The organism is Gordonia sp. NPDC003429 (assembly GCF_053588575.1).
Map to the genome: position 1 here is coordinate 121,769 of NZ_JBSFQF010000009.1, position 24,872 is coordinate 146,640.

Sequence of the window (24,872 nt, forward strand, 5' to 3'; positions counted from 1 at the left end):
CGCCGGAGCGGAGTAGACAGATCCCAGAATCTGTTCACTTCCCGGAAGGTCATCATGGGTTCTCGTCCACCCCGCACCGCCGTGATCGGTGCCGGTATCAGCGGCCTGACCACCAGCAAGATGCTCACCGACAACGGCGTCGACTTCACCTGTTTCGAGATGTCCGACCGCGTCGGCGGCAACTGGGCGTTCGACAATCCCAACGGCCTCAGCAGCGCCTACCGGTCGTTGCACATCGACACCTCGCGGCATCAGCTGTCGTTCCGAGATTTCCCGATGCCCGACGACTACCCGGATTTTCCGCACCACACGCTGATCAAGAAGTATCTCGACGACTACGCCGAGGCCTTCGACCTGAACCGGCACATCGAGTTCGAGAACGCGGTGACCCACGCGCGACGTCTCGACGACGGGGGCTGGGAACTCGAGACACAGCGCGGCGAGACCCGCCGTTTCGACCTGCTCGTCGTCGGCAACGGGCATCACTGGGATCCGCGGTTCGCGCGCTTCCCCGGCGAATTCACCGGCGAAACGATCCACTCGCATCACTACATCGACCCGCACGCGCCGCTCGACCTCACCGGCAAACGCATACTCATCGTCGGAATCGGCAACAGCGCCGCCGACATCGCGGTCGAACTGTCGTCGCGGACGCTGGGCAACACCGTGGTGATCTCGACCCGCTCGGGAGCGTGGATCGTACCGAAATACGTTGCCGGGCAACCGTCGGACAAGTACTTCAAACTCAGTCCGCACATCCCGTACTCCTGGCAGCGCAAGTTCATGCAGACCTTCCAGCCGATCTCCGCGGGCCGCCCGGAGAACTTCGGGCTGCCCACCCCCAACCACAAGTTCTTCGAGTCCTATCCCACGCAGTCGGTCGAGCTGCCCTTCCGCCTCGGCTCCGGTGACCTCACCGCCAAACCGAACATCAGCCGGCTCGATGGTGCCACCGTGCATTTCGACGACGGATCGGCCGCCGACTTCGACGTCATCCTGTACGCGACCGGCTACAACATCACCTTCCCGTTCTTCGACGAGGACTTCATCAGCGCGCCCGACAACCGGATCGACCTGTACAAGCGCATGTTCTATCCGGGCATCGACGATCTGGTGTTCGTCGGGTTCGCCCAGCCGACGCCGACGCTGTTCCCGTTCGTCGAGGCGCAGTCGAGGCTGATCGGGGCGTGGGCGCGAGGTCAGTACCGGCTGCCCCCGGTCGACGAGATGCGACAGGCGATCGTCGCCGACCAGGAGTTCTACACCGGCTTTCTGCTCGACCGGCCGCGCAACACCCAGCAGGTCGATTTCCACCTCTACGAACACGACATGCGTACCAGGGAGATTCCCGCCGGGCGCAGCCGCGCCGCCGTCCTCGGGCCGCAGCGGTGGGCCGGGGTCACCGACCGGACCGTCGAGGAGACCACCGAGTTGCAGGAGGCACGATGACCGTCAGCGAGATCGGCTCGGCGCGGCGACGCAGCGTCACCTTCGAGGTCGACGGAACCGATTGCGACGCCTGGTTCTTCACGCCCCCCGAGGGCCTGGCCGACGCATCGCCGTTCGCCACATCGGCCGGGGTGCCGGTGGTGGTGATGGCCCACGGGTTCTGCGGCACCAAGGACTCGGGTCTGGAACCGTTCGCGGCCCGCCTCGCGGCGGCCGGCCTGGCCGTGTTCGCCTTCGATTTCCGGGGATTCGGGCTCTCCGGCGGGGCGGTGCGACAACGGGTTTCGATGTCGGGCCAGATCGCGGACTTCCACGCCGCGGTGAATGCGGCCAAAGGCCAACCCGGCGTGGATGCCGATCGCGTCGTGCTGTGGGGACTATCCCAGTCGGGCGGTCACGTCCTGGCTCTCGGCGCCGAACGCGACGACGTCGCGGCGGTGATCTCGGTGGTGCCGCTGGTCAGCGGCCTGGCCGCGGGGCGACACCACTATCCGCAGGTGGGCGCGGTGTCGATGCTGCGCTCGGCGATGTCGGGCGCAGCGAGCACCATCGCCACCAGACTCGGCGGCTCCCCGACCATGATCCCCGTGGTCGGGCGGCCCGGGACGCGGGCGGCGCTGACCAGCGAGGGCTATTACGAGAGCTACCTCGCCATCTCCGGCCCGTCGTGGCGCAACGAGGTGGACGCCTCGATCGCCACCGAACTCGGCTCCTACCGCGCCGACCGCCATGCCGGCAAGATCACCGGCCCGGTGCTCGTACAGATCGCCGACCTCGATCGCGGCGCCCCACCCCACGCCGCGGCAAAGGCGGCATTCAAGGCGCGCGCCGAGGTGCGTCACTATCCGTGCGACCACTTCGGGGTCTTCGAGGAGATCGACGAGGAAACCTTCGGCCGCGTGGTCGATCACCAGATCGGTTTCCTGACAAGACATCTCGCACGCGAAAACCATTCCGTGGATCAAGGGAGTCCGGCGTGAGCCGGGCACTGGTGATCGGTGGAGCGTCGGGAATCGGCCTGGCCACGGTGCGCATGCTGCACGCGCGCGGTGACACTGTCACCGTCGCCGACATCAACGGCACTGCTGCCGACGACGTCGCCGCAGAACTCGGTTCCGGCGCCGACGCACTCACCATGGACGTGACCGACGAGACGTCGGTGTCGGCCGGATTCGACGCCGTCGGCACACCCGACATCGTGGTCAACTGTGCCGGACTGTCGATGCCCGGCGCGCTGGTCGACCTCGAACTCGACCACTGGCGCACCACCGTCGACGTCTGCCTCACCGGCACCTTCCTGGTGCTCAAGTACGCGGGCCGTCGCATCGCCGACGGCGGGTCGATCGTGTGCATCGCATCGCTCAACGGTCGGCAGCCGGGCGCCGGAATGGGGTCGTACTGCGCGGCGAAGGCGGGTGTGCTGATGCTGGTGGAGGTGGCCGCGCTCGAACTGGCCGACCGCGGCATCCGGGTCAACGCGGTGTCTCCCGGGCTGGTGGACACGCCGCTGACCGCGGGAATCGCCTACGTACCCGGGCTCACCGAGGAGTACCTGGACAACACACCCCTGGGGCGCGGCACCCCCGAGGACATCGCCGCGACGGTCGCCTTCCTGGCCTCCCCGGCGGCAGGCTGGATGACGGGCGCCGCGATCGACCTCAACGGAGGTGCGCACCTCAAACGCTATCCCGACGTGCTGGGCAGGGTGCGGGCGCTCGCCGACGGATAAAGGGCCCGACGGGTGAGCACCCGCACGGGCGCCCACACGTCAGGGGGTGTCGGGAAACTCGACGGTGATGGCGCCGGACTCGTCCGCACGCACCGGGTAGGCGCGGACACCGACTCCGCCGTACGCCTTTTCGGCACCGGTCGTCAGGTCGTAGGTGTAGTTGTGCAGCGGACACACCGCCACCCCGTCGTCGATGAGGGCATCGGCGAGGGGGCCGCCGCGGTGCGGACACACCGCGTCGAGCGCCCGCAGCGACCCGTCGGGCAGGCGGAACACCGCGATCTGGGTGCCGTTGACCGCAAAGGTCCGCCCCTCGCCGCACGGGATGTCGGACACGTTGCCCACCACGAACTCGGCCACTCCCGGAGCGCTCATCGGACCGGCACCTGCGGCAGGGGCAGCAGCGGCAGCGCCGAGCGGAACTGTCCCGGCGTCACCGGCTCCTTGCCGTCCTGCCAGGGATCGCGGTAGGCGTCCACCGACTTCTGCATGTTCGCATCCAGTTCGGCGCCAAGGCCTTCCGCGTCATCGACCACCACCGCCCGGATCTTCTCGATACCCTGGCGCGGCACCCACGCGTAGGTGCGTTCCAACCACTTCGCATTTTCCCGGTAGTACTGCAGGAAGCGTCCGGCCAGCGTCATCACCTCGGCGGGGGAGTCCACCGTCGCCAGCAGATCGCCCTTGCGGATGTGCGCACCGGCCGCGCCGCCGACATAGATTTCCCATTTGCCGCCGTCGATGGCCACCACGCCCAGGTCCTTGCACAGGGCCTCGGCGCAGTTGCGTGGGCAGCCGGTGACGGCGAGCTTCATCTTGGCCGGTCCGGCGATACCCTGGAACCGCTCCTCCAGCGCGATGCCCAGCGCCGTCGAATCGCCCACACCGAATCGGCAGAAGTCGCTGCCCACACAGGTTTTCACGGTGCGGAAGCTTTTGCCGTAGGCGTAACCCGACGGCATGTCGAGGTCGGCCCACACATCGGGTAGATCCTCTTTGCGGATACCGAGCAGGTCGATCCGCTGGCCACCGGTCAGCTTGATCAGCGGCACCGAGTACTTCTCCGCCACATCGGCGATGGCGCGCAATTGCTCGACGGAGGTCACCCCGCCCTTCATCTGCGGCACCACCGAGAACGTGCCGTCACGCTGGATGTTGGCGTGCACCCGATCGTTGATGAACCGGCTCGCGCGTTCGTCGATGAAATCCGATCCCCACATCATCTCCAACAGCGACGAGAGGCCCATCTTGGAGTTCGCGTCCTCCTTGCCGTCCGGGGCGAGCGCGGCGAACACCGAGCGCACCGAGTACAGCTTCAGTTCCCGGATCAGGCGCATCAGTTCGGGTTTCTCGTACGGGATGGCCGGGACGTACCAGTTCGCCGACGGATCGACGGTGACCGCGTCGCCGGCGGCCCACTCGACGACCTGCGCCACCAGACCCTTGCAGGAGCCGCATCCCTTGCCTGCCCGCGTGGCGGCCATCACCCCGGCCACCGACGTGGTGCCGCCGGCGACGCAGTCGACGATGGTCTTCTTGTCGACGCCGTTGCAGTTGCACACCTGCGCGTCGTCGGACAGTTCGGCCACACCGGTCGCCGCATCGGGGGTGCCGATGTCGAACATCAGCGAGATCCGCTCGTCGGGCAGTTCGGTGCCCTGATCGAACGCCTGCATCAGGAATGAGACCTTGCCGAGGTCGCCGACGAGCGTGGCACCCACCAGTTTGTTCTCCCGGATCACGACGGTCTTGTAGACGCCGTGACGCGGCTCGTAGAACTGCACGAATTCGTCGTCGGCGAATTCGGGTGCCTTGACACCCATCTGGGCCACGTCGACGCCGGCCACCTTCAGTTTCGTCGAGGTCCGCGACCCGTGGTAGGCGGCGGCCGGGTCGGTGGCGGTGATGTGGTCGGCGAGCACCGTCGCCTGCTCCCACAGCGGGGCGACGAGGCCGTACACCTGGCCGCGGTGCTGCGCACATTCGCCCACGACGTAGATGTCGTCGTCGTCGATCGAGCGCATGTGGTCGTCGACCACGATGGCCCGTTCCACGGTGAGGCCCGCGCCGAGCGCGAGCCCGACGTTGGGTCGGATTCCGGTGGCCAGCACCAGCAGGTCGCAGTCCATCCGGTCGCCGTCGGCGAATCCGATTCCGGTGAGGGCGTTGTGGTCGTCGGCGAACGCCCGGGTGGTGCGTTTGCCGGTGACCACGTCCACCCCGGTCCGCTCGATCGCCTTGCGCAACACCGAGCCGCCGGTCTCGTCGAGTTGTGCGTTCATCAGGATCGGGCCCGAATGGACCACCGCCGCCGACACCCCGCGCCCGGACAGACCGTGCGCGGCCTCGAGGCCCAGCAGGCCGCCGCCGATCACCACGGCGCGTTCGGCGCCGTCGGCGTGCGCGATGATCGAGGTGGTGTCGTCGAGGCTGCGGAAGCCGAAAACCCCCGACAGCAAGGTGGTGTCGTCCACCCAGAGTCCCTCGATCGGCGGGAAGAACGCGCGACTGCCGGTGGCGATGATCAGCTTGTCGTAGCTCACGCGCGCACCGTCGTCGCCCAGCACCACCTTGGCGTAGGGATCGATGCGCACCACCCGGACGCCGGCGCGCAGGTCGATGGCGTTGTCGCGGTACCAGTCCACCGGATTGAGATAGATGTCGTCGGGCACATCCGACCCCGCCAGGACGTGCGACAGGGCGATGCGGTTGTAGTTGCCGTACGGTTCATCGCCGAACACCGTGATCGAGAACTGTTCGCCGCCACCGCGGGCCAGGATCTCCTCGACGGTGCGGGCACCGGCCATGCCGTTGCCCACCACCACCAGCGATCGCGGTGCCATCAGAACTCAACCAGGCCGAGGTCGATGATCACCGTGCCCGACGCCGATGTGGGCGCGGCCAGGGTGAGCGAGAGTTCGGCACCCTCCAGGAAGTCCGCGACCAGGCGCAGCGGGATGTGGGTGGCGCCCTGCGCCGGAATCGGGAAGTAGCGCACCGGTTCTCCGTCATGCATCAGGGCCACGGTGATCATCTCGTCGCTGCTGTTGCCGCCCCGGAAGTAGACCGCCTGGAGTGTGGAGCCGTCGGGCACGGAGATCGCAAGCGAGTCGTCGATCACCGTGAGGGTGTCGAAGCCGGCGCCCTTGAACGGAAAACGCCCCTGGAGAAAATGCGGGGTGCTGGTGTCACTCATGAGGGTCGGTCACCTTTCATCGAAGGGTCGGTCAGTAGACGTCACGGACGTAACGCTTGTCGGCGGCCAGGGATTTGACATAGGACTCGGCGCTGGGTCCCGACAATTTGCCGTGTTCGGCGACGATCCCGGTGAGCGCGGCGTCCACATCGCGCGCCATCCGGTTTCGGTCACCGCACACGTAGAAGTGCGCACCGTCGCGCAGCCACGACCAGATCTGCGCGCCGTGCTCCATCATCCGGTCCTGCACGTAGATCTTCGACGGCTGGTCGCGGGAGAAGGCGACGTCGAGGCGGGTCAATGTGCCCTCGGCGAGCATCTGCTCGAGTTCGTCGCGGTAGTAGAAGTCGGTCTCGGCGTGCTGTTCTCCGAAGAACAACCAGTTGCGGCCGCGGTGGCCCAGGGCGCGACGATGGTGCAGGAAGCCGCGGAACGGCGCGATCCCGGTGCCCGGGCCCACCATGATCATCGGTGTGTCCGGGTCGTCGGGCGGAGCGAAGTGGGCGGCGCGTTGCACCCAGATCCCGATGTCGTCGTCGGCAGCGTGATCGGCCAGATAGGTCGAGCACACGCCGTGACGCGGGATGCCGTGCACGTTGTAGCGGACCGCCGACACCGTGAGCTGCACCTCGTCCGGATTCTCCAGCGGGCTCGACGAGATCGAGTACTGACGCGGCGCGAGCGGTGAGAGCACCGAGAGCCAGTCGTCCACGCTCGCCCGGATCGGGTGGGCGGTGAGCAGATCGGGGATCTGCCTACCCCACAGCCATTTGTCGAGGGCCTGCTTGTTGTCCGGCGCCAGCAGCATACTCAGATCCTCCGACCCCGATCGGGCGCAGACGAATTCGAGGACCGACGGGGTGATCCTGGCGATCTCGAGTCGCGTCCGCGCGGCCTCGCGCAGCGAGATCGAGTCACCGCCGAGTCCCGCCTCGGTGTCGCCGTCGATGCCGGTGGCCTCGAGGAAGGCGTCGACCAGCAGTGGGCTGTTGCGCGGCCACACGCCGAGTGAGTCGCCCACCTCGTAGCCGAGGGTGTCCGGCGGGAGGGCGAAGCCGAAGCGACGGACGTCCTTGATCGAACCCGGACCGTTGAGCCGCTCGTTGCGGATCAGCCTGCTCGGCAACGGGTTCGACCGGCCGTATGCCCGGGTGGCCGGTTCGGTGGGCGCATCGCGGGTGCCGGTGTCTGCGGTGCCGTTGCCTGCGGTGCCGGCCGCCCCGGCATCGGCCAGCGTGGACGTGACCGATGTGACCCATCCGGCTGCGGCAGCGGTGTAGTCGGTGTCGCAGTCAACGCGGTCGAGCAGCCGGGTGGCGCCGAGTTCGGCGAGCCGTGCGTCGAGTTTGCGTCCGAATCCGCAGAATTCGTCGTAGGAGGGGTCGCCGAACGCGAGTACCGCATACTGCAATCCGTCGAGTGCGGGCGCATCGTCGGCGCTGAGCGACTCCCAGAGCTCCGCGGCATTGTCGGGCGGATCTCCGTCGCCGGTGGTCGAGGTCAACACCAGTGCGGTGCCCGCCGATCGCAGCGCGTCCGGCCCGGCGTCGTCGAGGGATCGGATGCGGGCGTCGATCCCGTTGTCGTGTAACCGTTCCACCACGGTGGGTGCGTAATCCTCCACGGTGCCGGTCTGTGATGCCCACAGGATCTCGACGGTCTGCGCGGCACCGGACGTGGCGTCCGGCGTGCCGGCGCCACCGTCGTCGCCCACCCGGGCGAACGCGCCGGCCAGCACGCCCGCGACCCACTGTGCCACCTCCGCGCGCAGCGGCGCGCCGGTGGGAAGGACGGGAGTGCCCGGCAGGGACACCTCGCTGTTCAATCCGGCGAGCAGACCTGCGAGGTAACGCTGCTCGGCGGCCTCGAGGACCGGCGGTGCGAACGACTCCGTCACTCCGAGCGTCGCGGCGAGCGACGAACCGGCGAGCGACGATGCGGGCGGTGACTCCGCGGCCCGTGTACTCGGCACCGGGGCAGGGCCGACACGGGTCAGCGACACCGCACACGCCTTGAACTCCGGTTGCAGGGAGGTGGGGTCGACGGCGTCGTTGGTCACCGCGTTGATGGCGAGATCCTCGCCGAACATGTCGCTCCAGTGGAACGGGGCGAAGCAGTTGCCCGGGCGCACACGGTCGGTCACCACCGCGGGCAGGATCGCGCTGCCGCGTCGCGACGCGACGCACACCCGGTCGCCGGCGGAGATCTGTGCGTGCGCGGCATCGTCTGGGTGGATCTCGATGAACGGATCCGGGTTGAGCTTCATCAGTTTGGCCACGCGCGCGGTCTTCGTCATGGTGTGCCATTGATGGGCCAGCCGGCCGGTGTTGAGCACGAACGGGAATGCGTCGTCGGGGAGCTCGTCGGGCGGCAGGGCCGGTCGCGCATGGAACACCGCCCGCCCGCTTCCGGTGGCGAAGACGAAGTCCGGTTCGGTGCCGTCCGCACCGATCAGTTTGCGCTGGCTGCGTCCGTCGTTGAGGTAGCGCACCGGGTGCCGGTCGGCGTCGTCGTCCGGTGGGCACGGCCACTGCAGCGGTGTGGTGCGCAGCCGCTCGTAGCTCGCGCCGCGCAGATCGTATCCGGTTGCCGGATTCCAGAATTCGCGGATCTCGGCGAAGACGTCCTCGGCGCAGCCGTAGTCGAACGCCTCGGGATACCCCATGCGAGAACCGATCCGAGCGAGCAGTTCCCAGTCGGCCAGGGCGTCCCCCGGCGGGTCCACCGCGCGCTCGAACAGCGTCAGGTTGCGCTCGGAGTTGACCATCACCCCGTCGGATTCGGTCCACATTGCCGCCGGCAGGCTCACGTCGGCGTAGGCCATCGTCTCGTTGTCGGCGAAGACGTCCTGCACGATCACCAGCTCGCATCGCTCGAGCGCTTCGATCACCGTCGACCGATTCGCCACGCTCGCCACGGGATTGGTGCAGATGATCCAGCAGGCGCGGATCGCTCCGCTGCGCATCTCGTCGAACATGGCGATGGTGCCGGGCCCCACATCGGTGCGGATGGTGTCCGCCGGCAGCCCCCATTTCTGTTCCACGAACGCGCGGTCGTCGGCGGATGCCACGCTGCGTTGGCCGGGCAGACCCGGACCCATGTATCCCATCTCGCGTCCGCCCATCGCGTTGGGCTGTCCGGTCAGCGAGAACGGTCCGCTGCCCACCCGGCAGATCGCGCCGGTGGCCAGGTGCAGATTGCAGATCGCGTTGGTGTGCCAGGTGCCGTGCGTGCTCTGGTTGAGTCCCATCGTCCAGCAGCTCATCCAGTTGTCGGCACCGGCGATGAGTTCGGCGGTGCGCCGGATGTCGGATTCGGGCAGGCCGGTGATGCGGCTGACCTCGGCGGGTGGGTAGTCGGCCAGGAACTCGGGCATCTGTTCCCAGCCCTCGGTGTGATCGGCGATGAAATCCTCATCGACCGAACCGGATTCGACGAGCAGATGCAGCAGGCCGTTGAGCAGCGCGAGGTCGGTGCCGGGCGCGATCTGCAGAAACAGGTCGGCCTTGGCCGCGGTCGCGGTCCGCCGCGGATCGACGACGATCAGAGTCGCCCCCGCCTTCACGCGTTCCATCATGCGCAGGAACAGGATCGGGTGGCAGTCGGCCATGTTCGATCCGATCAGCACGAACAGGTCGGCGTGGTCGAAATCCTGGTACGACCCAGGAGGCCCGTCGGCGCCGAGACTCTGCTTGTACCCGGTGCCCGCGCTGGCCATGCACAGCCGCGAGTTCGACTCGATGTGGGTGGTGCGCAGAAAGCCCTTCGCGAGTTTGGTGGACAGGTACTGCGACTCCAGCGACATCTGCCCCGACACGTACAGGGCCACCGAGTCGGGGCCGTGCTCGTCGGCGATCGCGCGCATCCGTTCGGCGGCATAGTCGATGGCCGTCGTCACGTCCACGGACTCCCGTGGCTCGTCACGGCTGCGCCGCAGGGATGCCTTCTCCATCCGGCCCGACGCGCCGAGCAGATCCACGGTGGTCGAACCCTTGGTGCACAGGCGTCCGAAGTTCGTCGGATGATCCTTGCGGCCAACGGTTTTCGTGACCCGCCGCCGACCGGTGGCGGGATCGTCGGCGAGGTGGAGCACCATGCCGCAGCCCACTCCGCAGTAGGCGCACAGGGTGTTCACGGTGTCGGTCATCGCGCGGGCACCGTCGGACGCTGCGCGGGCACCGCCGAGCGCAGCACGGCATCGGTGACCGCGTGCACATACCGCATCGCGATGAGCGCGGCGATGCGGGGATCGGCACCGAGCGGCGCGCCCACACCGTCGGCGCCGCAACCCGCCAGCCGGTCGTGAAAGAGGCCGGGAGCCAGGAGATATGACGCGATGAACAGTCTCCGACCCCGGCGGCGGGTGGCCCGGACCACGTCGGCGATGTGCGGTTGCCCGGTCGCGATATAGCCGACGGGAACCTCGATGTGGAGGCGCTCGGCCACCAGTTGCGCCGCGACCTGAACGTCGGCACGCGCATGCGGATCCGACGACCCGGCCGCAGCCAGTACCACGCCGTCGCCGTCGTGGTAGCCCGCGGCACGGAGCCGGTCGATCACGATCTCCGCGAGGACGGGGTCCGGTCCGAGGTTGCGTGCCACCGTCACGTCCGGGTGGCCACTGCCGGCGATGTGCTCGGGAATGTCGCGGCGCACGTGATAGCCCGCGGCCAGGAACGCCGGCAACACCACCGAGGCGGCGGTATCTGCGCCCAGGGCCTCGCTCGGGCTCGGCCCCAGCACGTCGACAAACGCGGTGCGGGTGGGGCCGATCAGCGCGCTGAGCTGGTCGGTGATGCGGCCGACGGTCCGAACGCCGTGCGCGGAGCGGGTACCGTGCGCCACCAGCAACGGCTGCCGGCGAGCCGGTTCCCGGTCGTCGATGCGTGCAGGGCCGGTGGTGAATGCGGGGTCAGTTGTCATCGATATCGTTCTCGTCGTATTCGAGGTCCACCGCCAGGCGGTACCCGCGTTTCACCACGGTCTGGATCATCTTCGAATCCCCCAGGGCGGAGCGCAGTCTCGTGACCGCCATCTCCACCGCGTGCGTGTCGGAGCCGCCGCCGGGCAGTTCGTCGAGCATGGACTGGCGCGAGATCACCTGTCCGGGAACGCGCGTCAGCACCCGCAGCAGGGCCATACTCGCTCCGGTGACCGGGCGGTGGTCACCGTCGACCACCACGCCGGCGGCGCGGAAACCCACGTCGTGGCCGGCCACCCGCAGCGTGAGTGCGCGCCGGGGCAACTCCTCGGCGATCAGCCGCACCAGTGCTCCCAATCGGAAGCGGGTGGGTTGCAGGGTGGGCACCTGCAGGGCGTGCAGCGGGCCGGCCGTCACGTTGCCCACGCACATGGCCGGCACCGCGGTGCGCATCGCATGCAGCAACAACTCGAGTGCCCCCATGTGGTTGGCCTGCCCGAGCATCGAGGCCACCGCCGGTGCGCTGGTGAAGGTGATGGCGTCGAGGTCGTGATCGACCACCGCGGTGATCATGCGGTTCATCGGTTCGGTGTCCTGCGGCGGAACCCACCGGTAGACGGGCACGGGGATCACCTCGGCACCGGCTTCGCGGAGCACCTCGCACAGATCGGGCAGCGGCTCCCAGTCGGTGGTGGCGCCGTGCAGTTGCACCGCCACCCGGCGGCCCGCGACGCCCTCCTCGAGCAACTCGCGGATCAGCTCACTCGACGATTCGCTCGGCGGCGACCACTGCTCGCGCAGCCCCGCGGCACGGATGGCGCCCTTGGCCTTGGGGCCGCGGGCGAGCAGTCGCACCCCGCCGAGCGTCTCGACGAGATGGTCGGCGAGCCCCCAACCGTCGGCGGCCTCCACCCAGCCGCGGAAACCGATACCGGTGGTCGCGACAAAGATGTCGGGCGGGTCCTTGAGTACCGACTCGGTGGAACGTTCGAGTTCGTCGTCGTCGACGAGGGGGATGATGCGGATCGCCGGTGCGTGCAGCACCTCGGCGCCACGGCGCTCCAACAGTGCCGCGAACTCGTCGGCGCGCCGGGCTGCGGTCACCCCGATGGTGAATCCGGTGAGTGTCTTCTCCACATTCGCGGTCGGCGCGGTGGAGGAGGCGGAGTGAGTCATCGGTTGGCGCACACCTCGACGACTCCGTCGACCACCCGAACCGGATAGGTGTTCAGCGCCACCGTCTCGTCGTCGAGGCATTCCCCGCTGTCGAGCGAGAACACCTGCTTGAGCAGCGGTGAGGCGACCGTCGGCACACCGTTTCGGTCGCCGACGATGCCGCGCGAGATGACTGCCGCGCGGCCGAACGGGTCGATGTTGTCCACCGCGCGCAACCGTGGGTCGGCCGCATCGGCCGACAGCCGGAACACCGCGACCTGGGTGGGGCCGACGAGAGCGGCCACCCCGCGGCCCACCGTGAGGTCGTCGAGTCTGCACACGCGCACCCACGCGCCGCGCTGGGTTGTGGGTGCGTCGTCGAGTGCGGTCATGATGTGGCCTCCTGGGGCGCAGCGGAGGAACCGAAGGTGGGCGAGCCGAGCAACACCGGTACCTTGCGGCCGGACGAATCGTCGAACGCGATGGTCGGGTCGGGTGTATCCGGGGCGTTGACGAAGGAGACGAACCGCCGGAGCTTGTCCTCATCGTCGAGGACGGCGGCCCACTCGTCGCGATAGCCGTCGACATGTCGGGCGACGGCGGCTTCGAGGTCTCCCGCTATACCCAGGATGTCGTCACACACGATCTCTCGCAACCGATCGAGTCCTCCGGTGAAGCTCTCCTGCCACGGTGCGGTGCGTTGCAGCCGGTCCGCGGTGCGGATATAGAACATGAGATACCGGTCGATGTAGCGGATCAGTGTGTCGTCGTCGATGCCCGACGCCAGCAGCTGGGCGTGCTTGGGGCTTTGGCCTCCGTTGCCGCCGACATACAGGTTCCAGCCGTGCTCGGTCGCGATCACGCCGACGTCCTTGCCGCGCGCCTCGGCGCACTCCCGGGCGCACCCCGACACGCCCAGTTTGAGTTTGTGCGGCGACCGCAGGCCGCGATACCGATGTTCGAGCCGCACCGCCATCGCCACCGAATCCTGCACCCCGTAGCGGCACCAGCTCGATCCGACGCAGCTCTTCACGGTGCGCAGGCTCTTGCCGTAGGCGTGGCCGGACTCCATCCCGGCGTCGACGAGGCGACGCCAGATCTGCGGAAGCTGTTCGACGCGGGCGCCGAACAGGTCGATGCGCTGGCCCCCGGTGACCTTGGTGTAGAGCCCGAAATCCTTGGCGATCTGACCGATCACGATCAGCTGGTCCCCGGTGACCTCGCCGCCGGGCATCCGCGGCACCACCGAGTAGGTGCCGTTGCGTTGCAGGTTGGCCAGGAAGTGATCGTTGGTGTCCTGCAGTGCGGCCTGCTCGCCGTCGAGGATGTGGTCGCTCGAGGTGGATGCCAGGATCGACGCCACGGTCGGTTTGCATATCTCGCAGCCCTGTCCGGTGCCGAACCGGGAGATCAGTTCGGAGAAGGTCCGGATACCCGTCGCCGCGACGATGGAGAACAGTTCGGCGCGCGACTGGGTGAAGTGCGCGCACAGCGCCGTGGACAATTCCACACCGGAATCGGCGAGCAGCCGGGTGATCGAGGGCACACAGCCGCCGCACGTGGTGCCGGCCGACGTGCACTTCTTGATCTCGGCGACACTGCACGCGCCATCGGCGATCGCGCCGCAGATCGTTCCCTTGGAAACGGCGTTGCACGAACAGATCTCGGCGTCGTCGGGGAGCGCGGACAGACCGATCCCACCGCCCTCCCCGGCTGCGGGCGCGATCATCGCGGACGGGTCGCCCGGGATCTCACGTCCCACCATCGGTTTGAGCATCGCGTAGGCGTCCGCATCGCCCACCAGGATGCCGCCGAGAAGCGTCGACGCGTCGTCGGAGAGCACGAGCTTCTTGTAGGTGCCGGCCACCGGGTCGGAGTAGACGATCTCGAGTGCGTTCTCGGTGACACCCATCGCGTCGCCGAAACTCGCGACGTCCACGCCGAGCAACTTGAGTTTGGTGGACATGTCGGCGCCGGGGAACAGGGTGTCGTCGACGCCGAGGACGCCGTCGGCGGCGATCTCGGCCATCGTGTAGCCCGGTGCCACGAGTCCGTAGCAGCGCCCCTCGACCGCGGCCACCTCGCCGATCGCCCAGATCGCAGGATCACTGGTGCGACAACCGGTATCGGTGATGATTCCACCGCGCTCGCCGATGTCGAGACCGCACTCGCGACCGAGTGCGTCCTGCGGGCGCACCCCGGCGGAGAACACGACCAGTGCCGCGTCGAGGACGATGCCGTCGGACAGCGTGACCGCGAGCGGACCGGAATCGGAGCCGGAGTCGGCGATCGCAGTGGTCGAGACCCCGGTGTGCACGTGCAGCCCGAGGTCACCGACCAGCGAGGCCAGCAGGGCACCGCCGCCCTCGTCGACCTGCAGCGGCATCAGCCGCGGCGCGAACTCCACGATGTGCGGTGTCATGCCGAGCAGCCGCAAGGCGTTGGCGGCCTCGAGGCCGAGCAGTCCGCCACCCACCACCACGCCGGGCGCACCGGGGCCGGCGGCCTCGGCCGCCGCCCGGATGGCGTCGAGATCGGCCAGGGTGCGGTAGACGAAGCTGCGCGGATTGTCCTTGCCCTCCACCGGCGGCACGAACGGGTAGGAACCCGTCGCCAGAACCAGTGCGTCGTAACCGATCCGGTCACCGGATGAGGTGGTGACGCACCGTGCCTCACGATCGATGGCGACGGCCGACTCGCCGAGCCGCAACTCGACGAGGTCGTCGTCGGGGTAGGCGTTGCCGGCCAGGGCCATCGTCGCGGGGTCCCACGATCCCACGTAGCTCGACAGGCCCACGCGATCATAGGCGGCGATCGGTTCCTCGCTGAGCACGACCACATGGAACCTGTTGTCGGCGTCGCGTTCCCGTAGTTCCTGGACGAATCGGTGACCGACCATGCCGTGGCCGATGACCACGGTCGTCGGGCGCGGTGTCGTCGAGGTGGTCATACGCGAGCCTCCGAAGTGGAGTCACCGCTGTCGGTGCTCGCGGGCTCGCTCCCGGCGGTCTCGGCGGGCACGGCGACGTCGGTGGTGGTGTCGTGCAGCACGATCTCGCGGCGAGCGTAGAAGTACCAGGTGATCACCGCGGCCAGCACATAGAATCCGAGGAACACCCAGAACGCCGCTGTGGCAGACTGATTCGCCTTGTAGCTCGATCGCAGCACCAAGTTGATACCCACGCCGCCCAGCGCGCCGACGGCACCTGCGATACCGATGAGGGCGCCCGACATCTTGCGCGACCAGATCACCTTGCCCATTCCGGTGAGGCCGGCCATGTTGCGGGCCTTGTGCTCGAAGACGGTGGGGATGATCTTGTAGACCGATCCGTTGGCGATGCCGGAGATCAGGAACAGCAGGATGAATCCGACGACGAACGCGATGAGCTGCGGCGACTCGATCTTGTTGTTCGGGTGGCCGTCGGCGACCATGCCGGCGATCACCAGGATCGTCGACGACGCGATCATCCCGGCGAAGCACATCAGGGTGATCCGGCCGCCACCGAAGCGATCGGCGAGCTTGCCGCCGTAGGGACGCGAGATCGATCCGAGCAACGGGCCGATCCAGGCGATCTGCGCGGCGGCCAGTGCGGGGGTGGCCGAGCCGGACGACTTGAAACTGATCTGCAGGACCTGGGAGAACGCGAAGCTGAAACCGATGAACGAGCCGAAGGTGCCGATGTAGAGCAGCGAGATCAACCAGGTGTCGCGGTACTTCAGGCAGTCGACCATCGATCGGTAACTGGCGGTCTGATGGTCGAGGTTGTCCATGTAGAACGACGCGCCGATCCCGGCGAGCGCCAGCAGCACCAGGTAGATCGCGCACACGATCTCCGGGCTGCCGGGGGCCAGCCAGATCACCAGCAGACCGATCAACTGGATCACCGGAACGCCGATGTTGCCGCCGCCGGCGTTGAGTCCCAGCGCCCAGCCCTTCAGCCGATGCGGATAGAACGCGTTGATGTTGGTCATCGACGACGCGAAGTTGCCGCCGCCGAGGCCGGTGAGTGCCGCGACGAACAGGAACCAGCCGAATCCGAACTTCCCCGGATTCATCATCAACATCATCACCAGGCTGGTCGGGATGAGCAGCACGATCGCGGAGAAGACGGCCCAGTTGCGGCCGCCGAACTTGGCGGTGGCCTGGGTGTAAGGGATGCGCAGGCAGGCGCCGACGAAGGTCGCCGTCGCGGTGATGGTGAACTTCTGGCCCAGGCTGATGCCGTATTCCGGCGACATGAACAGCACCATCACCGAGAACAACGACCAGATCGAGAAGCCGATGTGCTCACAGATGATCGACCAGGTCAGGTTGCGTTTGGCGATCTGTGCACCACCGCTGTCCCAGGCCTCGCGGTCCTCCGGATCCCATCCGGTGATGTGGTGTTTACGGGTGTAGACATAGCTCATGTGTCGGCGCTTTCGTGGAGGGGGAGCTGTGAGGCCGCGGCGGACGGTGGCGCGACCCGTGCGAAACCGACATTAGGCAACTGCTGTTGCGAGAAGTTTTCGTGACGTGACCTATCGGTCACGGTCTGCTCACCCGCGAGTGTGCGGGTGTGTGAGGAAGCCGCAGCGGCGTCAGGCCGAGGGAAGCGGTTCGCCGGGCACGCCGGAGTCGCGTCGCAGCACCCGCAGCGAACCTTCCGCCCGCACCTCGGTGAACTGCCCGGTATTCGTTGCCTGACAATAGATTTCGTACGGCGGGCGGCCGCCGTCGGCGGGGTCGGGGAACACGTCGTGGATCATCAGTGCGCCGCCGATACGAACCCAGGGAGCCCAGCCGTCGAGGTCGTTCTGGGCGGCGGCCATGCTGTGTCCGCCGTCGATGAACACGAAGTCGGCGGGCGAACCCCACACACGCGCGGCCACCGTCGACGGTGCGAGCACACCGATCACCGTACCCTCCAATCCGGCGTCGAACATGGTGCGCCGGAACCGCGCGGAGGTGTCGAGGGTGCCGGTGTGCGGATCGACCAGTGCGGGGTCGTGATACTCCCAGCCGGGCTGATGCTCTTCGGAACCACGGTGATGGTCGACGGTCACGATGGTGGCGCCCAGCGGCTCGGCCGCCGCGCCGAGGAACACGGTCGACTTGCCGCAGTAGGTGCCGATCTCGATGCCGATGCCCGTCGAATCAGGTTGGGACAGATACTCTCCGGCGATCTCGAACAGCGTTTGGGCCTCGTCGAGAGGCATGAAGCCGGGTGTCTCGTCGGCCACCTTCTGCCGCGCATGAGACGGAGCAGAGAGCGGTCGGGGCGCCGAGGGTGCGGACATGCCCCTGATCCTAACCGTGCGATCGCTCGGTCCGCGTAGGGTTGTGCGCATGAAAGCTCAGGTGCTCACCGCAGAGACCGGTCCCCAGGCGCTGCAACTGTCCGACGTTCCCGATCCCGTCCCCGCCGACGGCCAGGTGGTCGTCGACATCAAGTCGTGCGGAATCTGCTTTCCCGACCTGCTGATGAGTCAGGGCAAGTATCAGCTCCGCATTCCCACACCGTTCACCCCGGGCACCGAGGTGGCCGGGGTGGTGCGCGACGCGCCCGAGTTCTCGTCGGTGCAGCCCGGCGACAAGGTGCTCGTCGCGTCGATCGTGGGCGGTTTCGCAGAGCGGGTGGCCGCCTCCCCCGAACAACTGTTGCCGCTGCCCGACGGACTGACGTTCGATCAGGGCGCTGCGATGGGCATCAACTTCCAGACCGCACTCTTCGCGCTCAAACTGCGCGCGCACACCGGTCCGGGCGAGATCGTCGGCGTACTCGGCGCCGCCGGCGGCGTGGGCGTGGCCTCGATCCTGGTGGCCAAGGCAATGGGCGCACAGGTGGTCGCGATCGTGCATCGCACCGGTGCCGAGCAGATGCTGCGCGACCTCGGGGCCGACCACGTCGTCCAACTCGGCGACGATTGGGGCGATCGGCTGCGCGAATTCGCGCCCGAAGGGGTCGACGTGATGATCGATCCGGTCGGCGGACACGTCTTCGACGAGGCGTTACGGCAGGTGGCACCCGACGGGCGCTACGTGGTGATCGGATTCGCCGCGGGTGGTATCCCGACGGTCAAACTCAACCGGGTGCTGTTCCGCAACATCTCGATCGTCGGCGCCGCGTGGGGCGAGTACGTCCGCACCCATCCCGACGTGCCCGCACTGCTGCACGAGGAACTCACCGAGATGATCGCTGCCGGGATGCGGCCACCGGTGAATGTCACCTACCCCCTGGCCGACCTGCCCACCGCGCTGACCGACCTGGCCGAGGGCCGAGTCCTGGGTAAGGCCGTCGTTCACATCGCCGACTGAGTACTTCGCGAGTGCGCAGGTGGCGGCCTGACGCCCGGGTGGCATGCCGCGGCGACGGCATGGCCAACAAGACGATCGACGAGTCCGACGGACCCGACCCCTGACCCGATCCGCGGCGGCCGAACTGAGACGGTGTGGTGGTCGACGGTGTGGTGGTCGGCGGTGCGGTGGCGCGGCCGCTGCCGCTGATTGACGCGCACGGGATACGCGCGGATCGTGGTGGGAGCGGTGTGCCCACGCCGCCGCCGCCGGTGCGGCTCGTCCGACCCAGAGGGGTACATCCATGTGCCGAAACATCACCGAGTTGCGCGGGCTCGAGCCCGCGGCCACCGAAGAGGAGGTCGAGGCGGCCGCGCGCCAGTACATCCGCAAGGTGAGCGGCATCCGGCATCCCTCGGCGACCAGTGCCGAGGCCTTCGAGGCCGCGGTCGCCGCGGTGGCCGCCACCACCCGGGTGCTGCTCGACCAGCTTCCCGAGCGTCGTCAGCCGCCCAAGACCGTGCCACCGCTGCGTCGCCCGGAGGTGCAGGCGAGGATCGCCGCGCGCGGCTGAGCGCTCAATCCCCGACCGAGAACAGCGCGGCCGCGTTGTGGTGGAGCACGCCTCGCAGCCAGTCGTCGCCGAGGTCGAGTCGGATCAGGGCGGCTATCGCGTCGTGGTAGGGGTACGGGATGTTCGGGAAGTCGCTGCCGAACAGGATCTTGGCGCCGAGGTCGGCGAGCTGACCGCGACGGTCTGTGGGGAACGGCATGCCGGCCTCGCTGAAGTCGGTGAACGCCATCGTGGTGTCGAGGCGTACGTTCTCGAATTGTTCGGCGAGATCGAGGAACTCGCTGTATTCAGGCATGCCCATGTGCGCCACGATCAGCGGGAGCGACGGAAAGCGCTGCAGCAGAGCGGTGATCGGTTCCGGCCCGGTGAACCGGCCGGGCGCGGGTCCGGAACCGCAGTGGATCACTACCGGTACCCGGGAGTCGGCGATCTGAGACCACACCCCGTCGAGAAGCGGATCGAGCGGCGAGAAATCACCGACTTGGATGTGCGACTTGAAGATTCGCGTTCCACCCGCGATGGCGCGGGCCACATACGCCGGTGCGTCCGGCTCGGGATAGAAGGTCGCCGTGTGCAGGCAGTCGGGATGGTGCGCCGCGAAATCGGTGGCCCACCCGTTCAGCCATTCCGCCATGTCGGGCTTGTGCGGATAGATCATCGACGAGTAGGCGCGCACCCCGAATGCCTGGAGTCCGGCGACGCGCACATCCTCGTCGGCCCGATAGGTGATCGGCCATTCGCGGCCGACGAGGGGTCCGACGGAATCGAAGTAGGCCCACACCTTGTCCATCACCGAGCGCGGCATGAAGTGGGTGTGGACGTCGATCATCCCCGGCACACCAAGCGACTGCCAGAGCTCTCGTACCCGCCTGGCCTCGTCCACGGAGAACGGTACCGGGGTGGCGTCGTGCGCGTCGTCGGTCACGCGTCCACGCTACCGCCTGCCACTGCCGGATCGAGCCGTGCCCAGATCCCCGTCGAGCGTGCCCAGATCCCCGTCGAGCGTGCCCAGATCCCCGTCGAGCGTGCCCAGATCCCTGTCGAGCGTGCCCGGTTCCGTGTCGAGCGTGCCCAGAATCCCGTCGAGCGGGCCCAGATCCCTGTCGAGCGTGCCCACCCCTGCTTGAGCTCGTCGAGTTCGGTTGGCCCCACCAAACGCGACCACGTGTGACCCGGCCGGAATTCGGCAACGTAGTCACCGGTCGGGCGCTCGCAGCTCAGGGCCTCCCACACACTCGCCGGCCGCTCCCTCTGGGCGCCGACTCGACGACATCTCCGAGTGCTTTCACATCCCCCAGCCTCTGAGCTGCCCCAGATGTGGGCACGCTCGACGCGGAAGTGGGCACGCTCGACGCGGAACCGGGCACGCTCGACGCGGAAGTGGGCACGCTCGACGCGGAAGTGGGCACGCTCGACCTCCAGCGGGCGCCGTACGTACGGTTCGGTGCTTGCGCTCAGTTGTCCTCGCGCAAGACATGCGGCATCGGCCCGGTCCACTCCTTGGGCACGATGAAGATGCCCTCGGCCTCCGCGGTGGCCCCGTCGGCGTCCGAAATCGTGCCGCGCACGATCTTCTTGCGGCCGTCGCGCTCGACGATGGAGGCACGGACGTGCAGCTCGCCGAGCGGGGTGGGCCGCAGGTACCGCACCGAGATGGTGCCCGTGTAGCACGGCACGTGATCGAGACTGGCCGCCTCACCGAGGACGTGATCGAGCACCATCGCGCAGACGCCGCCGTGTACGTGGTCGGTCGGGCCCTCGTAGGCGGCCCCGAGGGTGAATGTCGCGCTCGCCTCGCCGTCGGCCTTGACGGTGCGCAGCGGCGGCGCGATCGCGTTGCGCATTCCGATCACCGCGTTGCCCCATGGCATCCCGACGTAGTCGCTGGTGTGGCGGACCCCGTACGGTCCGTCGATCTGCCTGCTGCGCAGCCGATCCACCACTTCCGCGATCACCTCGCGCGCGTCGTGCAGCACCTCGTCGTCCACCTCGGTGCGGATCACCGCGTCGATCAGGTCGCGCACGGAGTCCACCAGTGGTTCGAAGGTGGTGTGGCGCCGAAGGATCTCCTCCTGCGAGATGTCCTCCAGGGTGAACTTCATGGGCCTACTCGCTTTCGGTTGGGATCGGGTCGGGCCGGGCGTCGGCCAGCACCGCGGTGCGGTCGGCGGGCAGGATCATGCCGCGCCCGATCGCGGTATCGGTGGCGGCGACGTAGTGGTGGAGATAGTCGTCGGGGTCCGTATAGCGTTGCCGTAGAGCATCTTCGGACATCACCGTGGTGGAGCCGAACAGGATGCAGATCCGCGGTGCGTCGCCGGTCAACACGCCACTGAGTACCTCGGTGGGCACGTCGACGCACGGTGTCCGCACCCCGCCGCGGACGTTTCCGGCCTCGTCGAGAGCGTAGCGGGGCGGTGTGCGATCGAGGAGCACCGCGAGCGGCTCGGCCGTCGGTGGTGAGACGCCCTCGTCGATCCAGCCGCGCAGGTGGTGCAGGGCCGCACGCAGCACGAAGACCTGTTGCCCGCGGTTCACCGGATTGGGGCAGCCGAGCAGATGTTCATACTCGCAGATCTGGACGATGTCGGCATGGGAGCTACCGGCCACCTCCCACACGCGCAGCACCTCCGAATCGGGTTGTCGGGCACGGACGTAGTCGAAGTCGGTGAGCACGTCGGTCTCGGTCTGCACCACGAACACCGGAATGCCGCAATCCGCGGAGATGGGCACCGGCGCGCCGTGATACGCCGACGAGATGTCCACTGCCGGCGAGTCGGGGTGGGCCGGGAGTGCGCCCACCGGCCGCGAGTGGATCAGGGCGCCGTCGATGGCGTGGTGTACGCGGGTGAACAGGTTGACGTAGGTGGTGAGTGCCATCGCGGATTGCGATTCCCCGGCGGCGATCACGCGTCGTACCGACAGTCCGGACAGCGGATGGCCGAGGGAACCGTTGTCGCGCAACGCCTTGGTCACCGTTCCGAAGATGTCGTAACAGTAGGCATCGCCGGGGTGGGAGAGTTCGCCGTAGCGATCGGGATCCTTGGCGGCCAGGCCCTGCTGGGAGACTCCCGCGGCGCCGGTGCCGGTGGTCTCCAGATCCACCGAATCGGGACCGCCGGCGATCCCGGTGTACTGCGCGGACACCCCGACCCACGCCGAGCCGGCACGGATGATCTCCGGTGCGAGGTAGGTGTACTCCGGTGCCGAGTCGTTGCCGCTGCTCACGTTGAACCACTCGACGACGACGTGACCGTCGAAGGCGGAATCGGCGGCGGGGCGGCGCACCAGGATTCGCGTCACGAAGGGGGCCGTACCCGCTTCTTCGATACCTGTGGCCGTGTCGTCGACGGTCGCGAAACGTCGCGCCACCCCCCGAGCCGAGTATTCGGTCTCGGTGTAGCCGTGACGGGCCAGATCCGGTCCGGGGGTGGCCGACATGATCGAATGACCCTGTCCGCCGGTGAGTTCGGTGAAGGTGATGGCCTGGGACATATCCCGAAGGCTAGCCCCTTCCACTGCGGTGTTTGCCGATCACCTGGCCGAACATCATGTTCATCTTGGTGCCGATCGGCCAGCCCACGTAGTAGCACAGGAACAGTGCGATCTCCTCGAGCTGTTCGGGGGTGAGTTCCTCATTGGTCAGCGCGGCGCCCGCCTGGATCTCGGCGACGTCGACTTGACCCGACGCGGCCAGCGCGCCGAGCAGGATGAGCCGGCGGTCCCGGATGCTCAGCGCGGGCCGCGACCACACCTCGGCGAAGAGCTGGTCGGCGGTGTGCGCGAAGTGCAGACCCGGGCCGTCGGACATCTCCCAGCCGTACACCTTCGACATCATCTCCAGGCCACGGCGACGCTGGTCGGTGGGGGCGGATTCTTCGACGTTGGTCATTTCTCTCCTTCGCGATGCGGAACCCCGAGGCCGGCGGCGAGATCGGCGCGGGCACGGGTGCCCAGCGGCAGGTCCACGCCGAGTTCGGCCCCGAGATCGAGTGCGAGCGACAGGTCCTTCTCGCCCAAGGCTCGCACGTGGGTGAACACGCCGTACCAGAAATCGTCGGCATCGATGGGCGCCGTGGTGTCGCGGAGCATGATCGCACCGGCCCCGCCGGTGATGGCATCGGTGTGGCGCACCACCTTGCCGAGTTTCGCGATGTCGATGCCTGCGGCCTCGGCCAGCCGCGATGCCTCGGTGGCCGCGGTGAACGAGATGAAGTGCAGCAGGTTGCGCGCCAGCTTCATCTTGGTTCCCGAACCCACCTCGCTGCCCGCGTGCACGAGCATGTCCGCGGCCGCCGAAAAGGGTTCTTTGAGGCGTTCGTAGGCCTCGCGCGGTCCACCGACCATGATCGCGAGCCGGCCCTGCTCCGCACCTGGCGCACCACCGGAGATCGGCGCATCAAGCAGTGTCACCCCGTGTTCGGCGCAGGTAGCGGCCAGTGCGACGGCGGTGGCCGGGCTGATCGTGGAATGCACCGTGATGATGGTGCCCGGGCGTGCCGCCGAGAGCAGTCCACCGTCGCCGGCGACCACCGCGCGCACCTGGTCGTCGTTGACCACGCAGATGCCGATGATGTCGGCGGCGTCGGCGAGCTCGGCCAGGGAGCCGGCCGCGCGGGCGCCCTGGTCGATCAGCCTTGCGACGGCGTCGGGGGCGAGATCGAACACGGTGAGGCCACCGGGCGCCTTGGCGAGGCGGCCCGCCATCGGGCCACCGATGTTGCCCAGGCCCACGTACCCCAGTCGCGGTGGGGCGACGGTCTCGGTCATGAGCGGATGACCTGTCCTCCGTCGACGTTGAAGATCTGCCCGGTGACCCACGACGCCTCGTCGGACAACAGGAACAGGCACATGCCCACCAGGTCCTCGGGGGTGCCGAAACGTTTGAGCGGCAACCGGTTCACGATGTCGTCGACCATCTCCTTGGGCGTGGTGGTACGGGTGGCCTCGGTGTCGATGGGGCCCGGAGCGATGGCGTTGACCCGGATGTTCTGTCCGCCCAGTTCCACGGCCAGCTGTTGGGTCAGGCCGTTGACCCCCACCTTGGCCAGCCCGTAGAAGCCGCTGTAGAGCCATGCGGCGGTGGAGGATTGGTTGACGATGGCGCCGCCCGAGGTCATCTTCGGGTAGACCGCGCGGGTGACGTTGAGTGCGCCGTCGAGATTGACGCTCATGAACTTCTTGTAGTAGTCCCACGGGACGGTGATGAGGAAGTCGAGTTTCATGCCGCCGTAGATGGCCGCGTTGTTGATGAGGCCGTCGACGCGTCCGGTGGCTTCGGCGGCGGCCTCGGCCAGTGCGAGTGCCGAGTCCGGGTCGGAGACATCGGTGTGGACGTACCGCCCACCGATGTCGGCGGCGACCTTCTCGCCCGCCTCGTCGTTGAGGTCGGCAACCACCACCGATGCGCCCTCGCCCGCGAGCGCCCGCGCGTAGGCCTCGCCGATCCCACCGGCGGCGCCGGTGACGATGATTGTCTTGTCCCTGAAGCGAAGTGAGTCCATGTGCGATGCCTGCTCTCTGTATGTCGAATGATGTCGGGTGCGAAGGGTGTTTGCGTGATGGGGGTGG

22 protein-coding genes are annotated in these 24,872 nt (G+C 67.9%); 5 read left to right on the forward strand and 17 right to left on the reverse strand.

Features of this window, described 5'->3' with window-relative positions; genetic code table 11:
* Positions 1 to 54 precede the first annotated feature (54 nt).
* Genes ACWDSI_RS12930 through ACWDSI_RS12940 form a run of 3 tightly spaced genes read left to right on the forward strand, consistent with a single transcriptional unit; the run spans position 55 to position 3,178 of the window.
* A complete protein-coding gene (locus tag ACWDSI_RS12930; protein WP_449756775.1) occupies positions 55 to 1,449 on the forward strand; it encodes a flavin-containing monooxygenase in 1,395 nt (464 codons plus the stop codon).
* Positions 1,446 to 2,429 carry an alpha/beta hydrolase gene (locus tag ACWDSI_RS12935; RefSeq protein ID WP_449756776.1) on the forward strand — a complete coding sequence of 328 codons (984 nt, stop codon included), beginning with the start codon at positions 1,446 to 1,448 and terminating at the stop codon, positions 2,427 to 2,429. The genes ACWDSI_RS12930 and ACWDSI_RS12935 overlap by 4 nt, the downstream gene beginning before the upstream one ends.
* Complete coding sequence (locus ACWDSI_RS12940; protein WP_449756777.1) at positions 2,426 to 3,178, forward strand: SDR family NAD(P)-dependent oxidoreductase; 753 nt, start codon at positions 2,426 to 2,428, stop codon at positions 3,176 to 3,178. Before ACWDSI_RS12935 ends, ACWDSI_RS12940 begins: the two co-directional genes overlap by 4 nt.
* A gap of 39 nt (positions 3,179 to 3,217) precedes the next feature.
* On the opposite strand, the gene ACWDSI_RS12945 is transcribed toward ACWDSI_RS12940, so the two are convergent.
* The 10 genes from ACWDSI_RS12945 to ACWDSI_RS12990 form a co-directional block, all read right to left on the reverse strand.
* Positions 3,218 to 3,553 carry a Rieske (2Fe-2S) protein gene (locus tag ACWDSI_RS12945; RefSeq protein ID WP_449746652.1) on the reverse strand — a complete coding sequence of 112 codons (336 nt, stop codon included), beginning with the start codon at positions 3,551 to 3,553 and terminating at the stop codon, positions 3,218 to 3,220.
* The gene (nirB, locus tag ACWDSI_RS12950; protein ID WP_449756778.1) at positions 3,550 to 6,021 is read right to left on the reverse strand and encodes a nitrite reductase large subunit NirB; all 2,472 of its coding nucleotides are present in this window, start codon (positions 6,019 to 6,021) and stop codon (positions 3,550 to 3,552) included. Before nirB (ACWDSI_RS12950) ends, ACWDSI_RS12945 begins: the two co-directional genes overlap by 4 nt.
* Positions 6,021 to 6,374 (reverse strand): molybdopterin oxidoreductase, encoded by a 354-nt coding sequence (locus ACWDSI_RS12955; RefSeq protein ID WP_449746650.1) that lies wholly within the window; start codon positions 6,372 to 6,374, stop codon positions 6,021 to 6,023. The genes nirB (ACWDSI_RS12950) and ACWDSI_RS12955 overlap by 1 nt, the downstream gene beginning before the upstream one ends.
* Before the next feature lie 31 nt (positions 6,375 to 6,405).
* Positions 6,406 to 10,521 (reverse strand): molybdopterin-dependent oxidoreductase, encoded by a 4,116-nt coding sequence (locus ACWDSI_RS12960; protein ID WP_449756779.1) that lies wholly within the window; start codon positions 10,519 to 10,521, stop codon positions 6,406 to 6,408.
* On the reverse strand, positions 10,518 to 11,297 hold the full coding sequence (locus ACWDSI_RS12965) for a sirohydrochlorin chelatase (protein WP_449756780.1): 780 nt from the start codon (positions 11,295 to 11,297) through the stop codon (positions 10,518 to 10,520). Before ACWDSI_RS12965 ends, ACWDSI_RS12960 begins: the two co-directional genes overlap by 4 nt.
* Positions 11,287 to 12,471 (reverse strand): uroporphyrinogen-III synthase, encoded by a 1,185-nt coding sequence (locus tag ACWDSI_RS12970; RefSeq protein WP_449756781.1) that lies wholly within the window; start codon positions 12,469 to 12,471, stop codon positions 11,287 to 11,289. The genes ACWDSI_RS12965 and ACWDSI_RS12970 overlap by 11 nt, the downstream gene beginning before the upstream one ends.
* The gene (gene nirD / locus ACWDSI_RS12975) at positions 12,468 to 12,842 is read right to left on the reverse strand and encodes a nitrite reductase small subunit NirD (protein ID WP_449756782.1); all 375 of its coding nucleotides are present in this window, start codon (positions 12,840 to 12,842) and stop codon (positions 12,468 to 12,470) included. Before nirD ends, ACWDSI_RS12970 begins: the two co-directional genes overlap by 4 nt.
* Positions 12,839 to 15,400: a nitrite reductase large subunit NirB gene (gene nirB / locus ACWDSI_RS12980; protein WP_449756783.1), complete on the reverse strand. Its 2,562-nt coding sequence runs from the start codon at positions 15,398 to 15,400 to the stop codon at positions 12,839 to 12,841. Before nirB (ACWDSI_RS12980) ends, nirD begins: the two co-directional genes overlap by 4 nt.
* Complete coding sequence (locus tag ACWDSI_RS12985) at positions 15,397 to 16,860, reverse strand: nitrate/nitrite transporter (RefSeq protein ID WP_449756784.1); 1,464 nt, start codon at positions 16,858 to 16,860, stop codon at positions 15,397 to 15,399. The genes nirB (ACWDSI_RS12980) and ACWDSI_RS12985 overlap by 4 nt, the downstream gene beginning before the upstream one ends.
* A gap of 171 nt (positions 16,861 to 17,031) precedes the next feature.
* Complete coding sequence (locus ACWDSI_RS12990; RefSeq protein ID WP_449756785.1) at positions 17,032 to 17,730, reverse strand: class I SAM-dependent methyltransferase; 699 nt, start codon at positions 17,728 to 17,730, stop codon at positions 17,032 to 17,034.
* A 49-nt stretch (positions 17,731 to 17,779) separates the two neighbouring features.
* On the opposite strand from ACWDSI_RS12990, the gene ACWDSI_RS12995 reads away from it, so the two are divergent.
* Complete coding sequence (locus ACWDSI_RS12995; protein ID WP_449746643.1) at positions 17,780 to 18,748, forward strand: NADPH:quinone oxidoreductase family protein; 969 nt, start codon at positions 17,780 to 17,782, stop codon at positions 18,746 to 18,748.
* Positions 18,749 to 19,031: 283 nt separating this feature from the next.
* Complete coding sequence (locus ACWDSI_RS13000) at positions 19,032 to 19,301, forward strand: DUF2277 family protein (RefSeq protein WP_449756786.1); 270 nt, start codon at positions 19,032 to 19,034, stop codon at positions 19,299 to 19,301.
* 4 nt (positions 19,302 to 19,305) lie between these two features.
* On the opposite strand, the gene ACWDSI_RS13005 is transcribed toward ACWDSI_RS13000, so the two are convergent.
* The 7 genes from ACWDSI_RS13005 to ACWDSI_RS13035 all read right to left on the reverse strand — a co-directional run bounded on the left by ACWDSI_RS13005 (position 19,306) and on the right by ACWDSI_RS13035 (position 24,805).
* On the reverse strand, positions 19,306 to 20,226 hold the full coding sequence (locus ACWDSI_RS13005) for an amidohydrolase family protein (RefSeq protein WP_449756787.1): 921 nt from the start codon (positions 20,224 to 20,226) through the stop codon (positions 19,306 to 19,308).
* A 9-nt stretch (positions 20,227 to 20,235) separates the two neighbouring features.
* Positions 20,236 to 20,418, reverse strand: coding sequence for a hypothetical protein (locus tag ACWDSI_RS13010; protein WP_449756788.1), 183 nt, complete (start codon positions 20,416 to 20,418; stop codon positions 20,236 to 20,238).
* Positions 20,419 to 20,755: 337 nt separating this feature from the next.
* Positions 20,756 to 21,403: a PaaI family thioesterase gene (locus tag ACWDSI_RS13015; protein ID WP_449746635.1), complete on the reverse strand. Its 648-nt coding sequence runs from the start codon at positions 21,401 to 21,403 to the stop codon at positions 20,756 to 20,758.
* 4 nt (positions 21,404 to 21,407) lie between these two features.
* The gene (locus ACWDSI_RS13020; RefSeq protein WP_449756789.1) at positions 21,408 to 22,796 is read right to left on the reverse strand and encodes an alpha/beta hydrolase domain-containing protein; all 1,389 of its coding nucleotides are present in this window, start codon (positions 22,794 to 22,796) and stop codon (positions 21,408 to 21,410) included.
* A gap of 10 nt (positions 22,797 to 22,806) precedes the next feature.
* Positions 22,807 to 23,193, reverse strand: coding sequence for a carboxymuconolactone decarboxylase family protein (locus ACWDSI_RS13025; RefSeq protein WP_449746633.1), 387 nt, complete (start codon positions 23,191 to 23,193; stop codon positions 22,807 to 22,809).
* Complete coding sequence (locus ACWDSI_RS13030) at positions 23,190 to 24,071, reverse strand: NAD(P)-dependent oxidoreductase (RefSeq protein WP_449756790.1); 882 nt, start codon at positions 24,069 to 24,071, stop codon at positions 23,190 to 23,192. Before ACWDSI_RS13030 ends, ACWDSI_RS13025 begins: the two co-directional genes overlap by 4 nt.
* Positions 24,068 to 24,805: an SDR family oxidoreductase gene (locus ACWDSI_RS13035; protein ID WP_449756791.1), complete on the reverse strand. Its 738-nt coding sequence runs from the start codon at positions 24,803 to 24,805 to the stop codon at positions 24,068 to 24,070. The genes ACWDSI_RS13030 and ACWDSI_RS13035 overlap by 4 nt, the downstream gene beginning before the upstream one ends.
* Positions 24,806 to 24,872: the final 67 nt, after the last annotated feature.

Bases quoted from the DNA above. Each gene is read 5' to 3' on its own strand.
- ACWDSI_RS12930 (WP_449756775.1), top strand. From the start codon at position 55: ATGGGTTCTCGTCCACCCCGCACCGCCGTGATCGGTGCCGGTATCAGC.
- ACWDSI_RS12935 (WP_449756776.1), top strand. From the start codon at position 1,446: ATGACCGTCAGCGAGATCGGCTCGGCGCGGCGACGCAGCGTCACCTTC.
- ACWDSI_RS12945 (WP_449746652.1), bottom strand. From the start codon at position 3,553: ATGAGCGCTCCGGGAGTGGCCGAGTTCGTGGTGGGCAACGTGTCCGAC.
- nirB (WP_449756778.1), bottom strand. From the start codon at position 6,021: ATGGCACCGCGATCGCTGGTGGTGGTGGGCAACGGCATGGCCGGTGCC.
- ACWDSI_RS12955 (WP_449746650.1), bottom strand. From the start codon at position 6,374: ATGAGTGACACCAGCACCCCGCATTTTCTCCAGGGGCGTTTTCCGTTC.
- ACWDSI_RS12960 (WP_449756779.1), bottom strand. From the start codon at position 10,521: ATGACCGACACCGTGAACACCCTGTGCGCCTACTGCGGAGTGGGCTGC.
- ACWDSI_RS12965 (WP_449756780.1), bottom strand. From the start codon at position 11,297: ATGACAACTGACCCCGCATTCACCACCGGCCCTGCACGCATCGACGAC.
- ACWDSI_RS12970 (WP_449756781.1), bottom strand. From the start codon at position 12,471: ATGACTCACTCCGCCTCCTCCACCGCGCCGACCGCGAATGTGGAGAAG.
- nirD (WP_449756782.1), bottom strand. From the start codon at position 12,842: ATGACCGCACTCGACGACGCACCCACAACCCAGCGCGGCGCGTGGGTG.
- nirB (WP_449756783.1), bottom strand. From the start codon at position 15,400: ATGACCACCTCGACGACACCGCGCCCGACGACCGTGGTCATCGGCCAC.
- ACWDSI_RS12985 (WP_449756784.1), bottom strand. From the start codon at position 16,860: ATGAGCTATGTCTACACCCGTAAACACCACATCACCGGATGGGATCCG.
- ACWDSI_RS12990 (WP_449756785.1), bottom strand. From the start codon at position 17,730: ATGTCCGCACCCTCGGCGCCCCGACCGCTCTCTGCTCCGTCTCATGCG.
- ACWDSI_RS12995 (WP_449746643.1), top strand. From the start codon at position 17,780: ATGAAAGCTCAGGTGCTCACCGCAGAGACCGGTCCCCAGGCGCTGCAA.
- ACWDSI_RS13000 (WP_449756786.1), top strand. From the start codon at position 19,032: ATGTGCCGAAACATCACCGAGTTGCGCGGGCTCGAGCCCGCGGCCACC.
- ACWDSI_RS13015 (WP_449746635.1), bottom strand. From the start codon at position 21,403: ATGAAGTTCACCCTGGAGGACATCTCGCAGGAGGAGATCCTTCGGCGC.
- ACWDSI_RS13020 (WP_449756789.1), bottom strand. From the start codon at position 22,796: ATGTCCCAGGCCATCACCTTCACCGAACTCACCGGCGGACAGGGTCAT.
- ACWDSI_RS13025 (WP_449746633.1), bottom strand. From the start codon at position 23,193: ATGACCAACGTCGAAGAATCCGCCCCCACCGACCAGCGTCGCCGTGGC.
- ACWDSI_RS13030 (WP_449756790.1), bottom strand. From the start codon at position 24,071: ATGACCGAGACCGTCGCCCCACCGCGACTGGGGTACGTGGGCCTGGGC.
- ACWDSI_RS13035 (WP_449756791.1), bottom strand. From the start codon at position 24,805: ATGGACTCACTTCGCTTCAGGGACAAGACAATCATCGTCACCGGCGCC.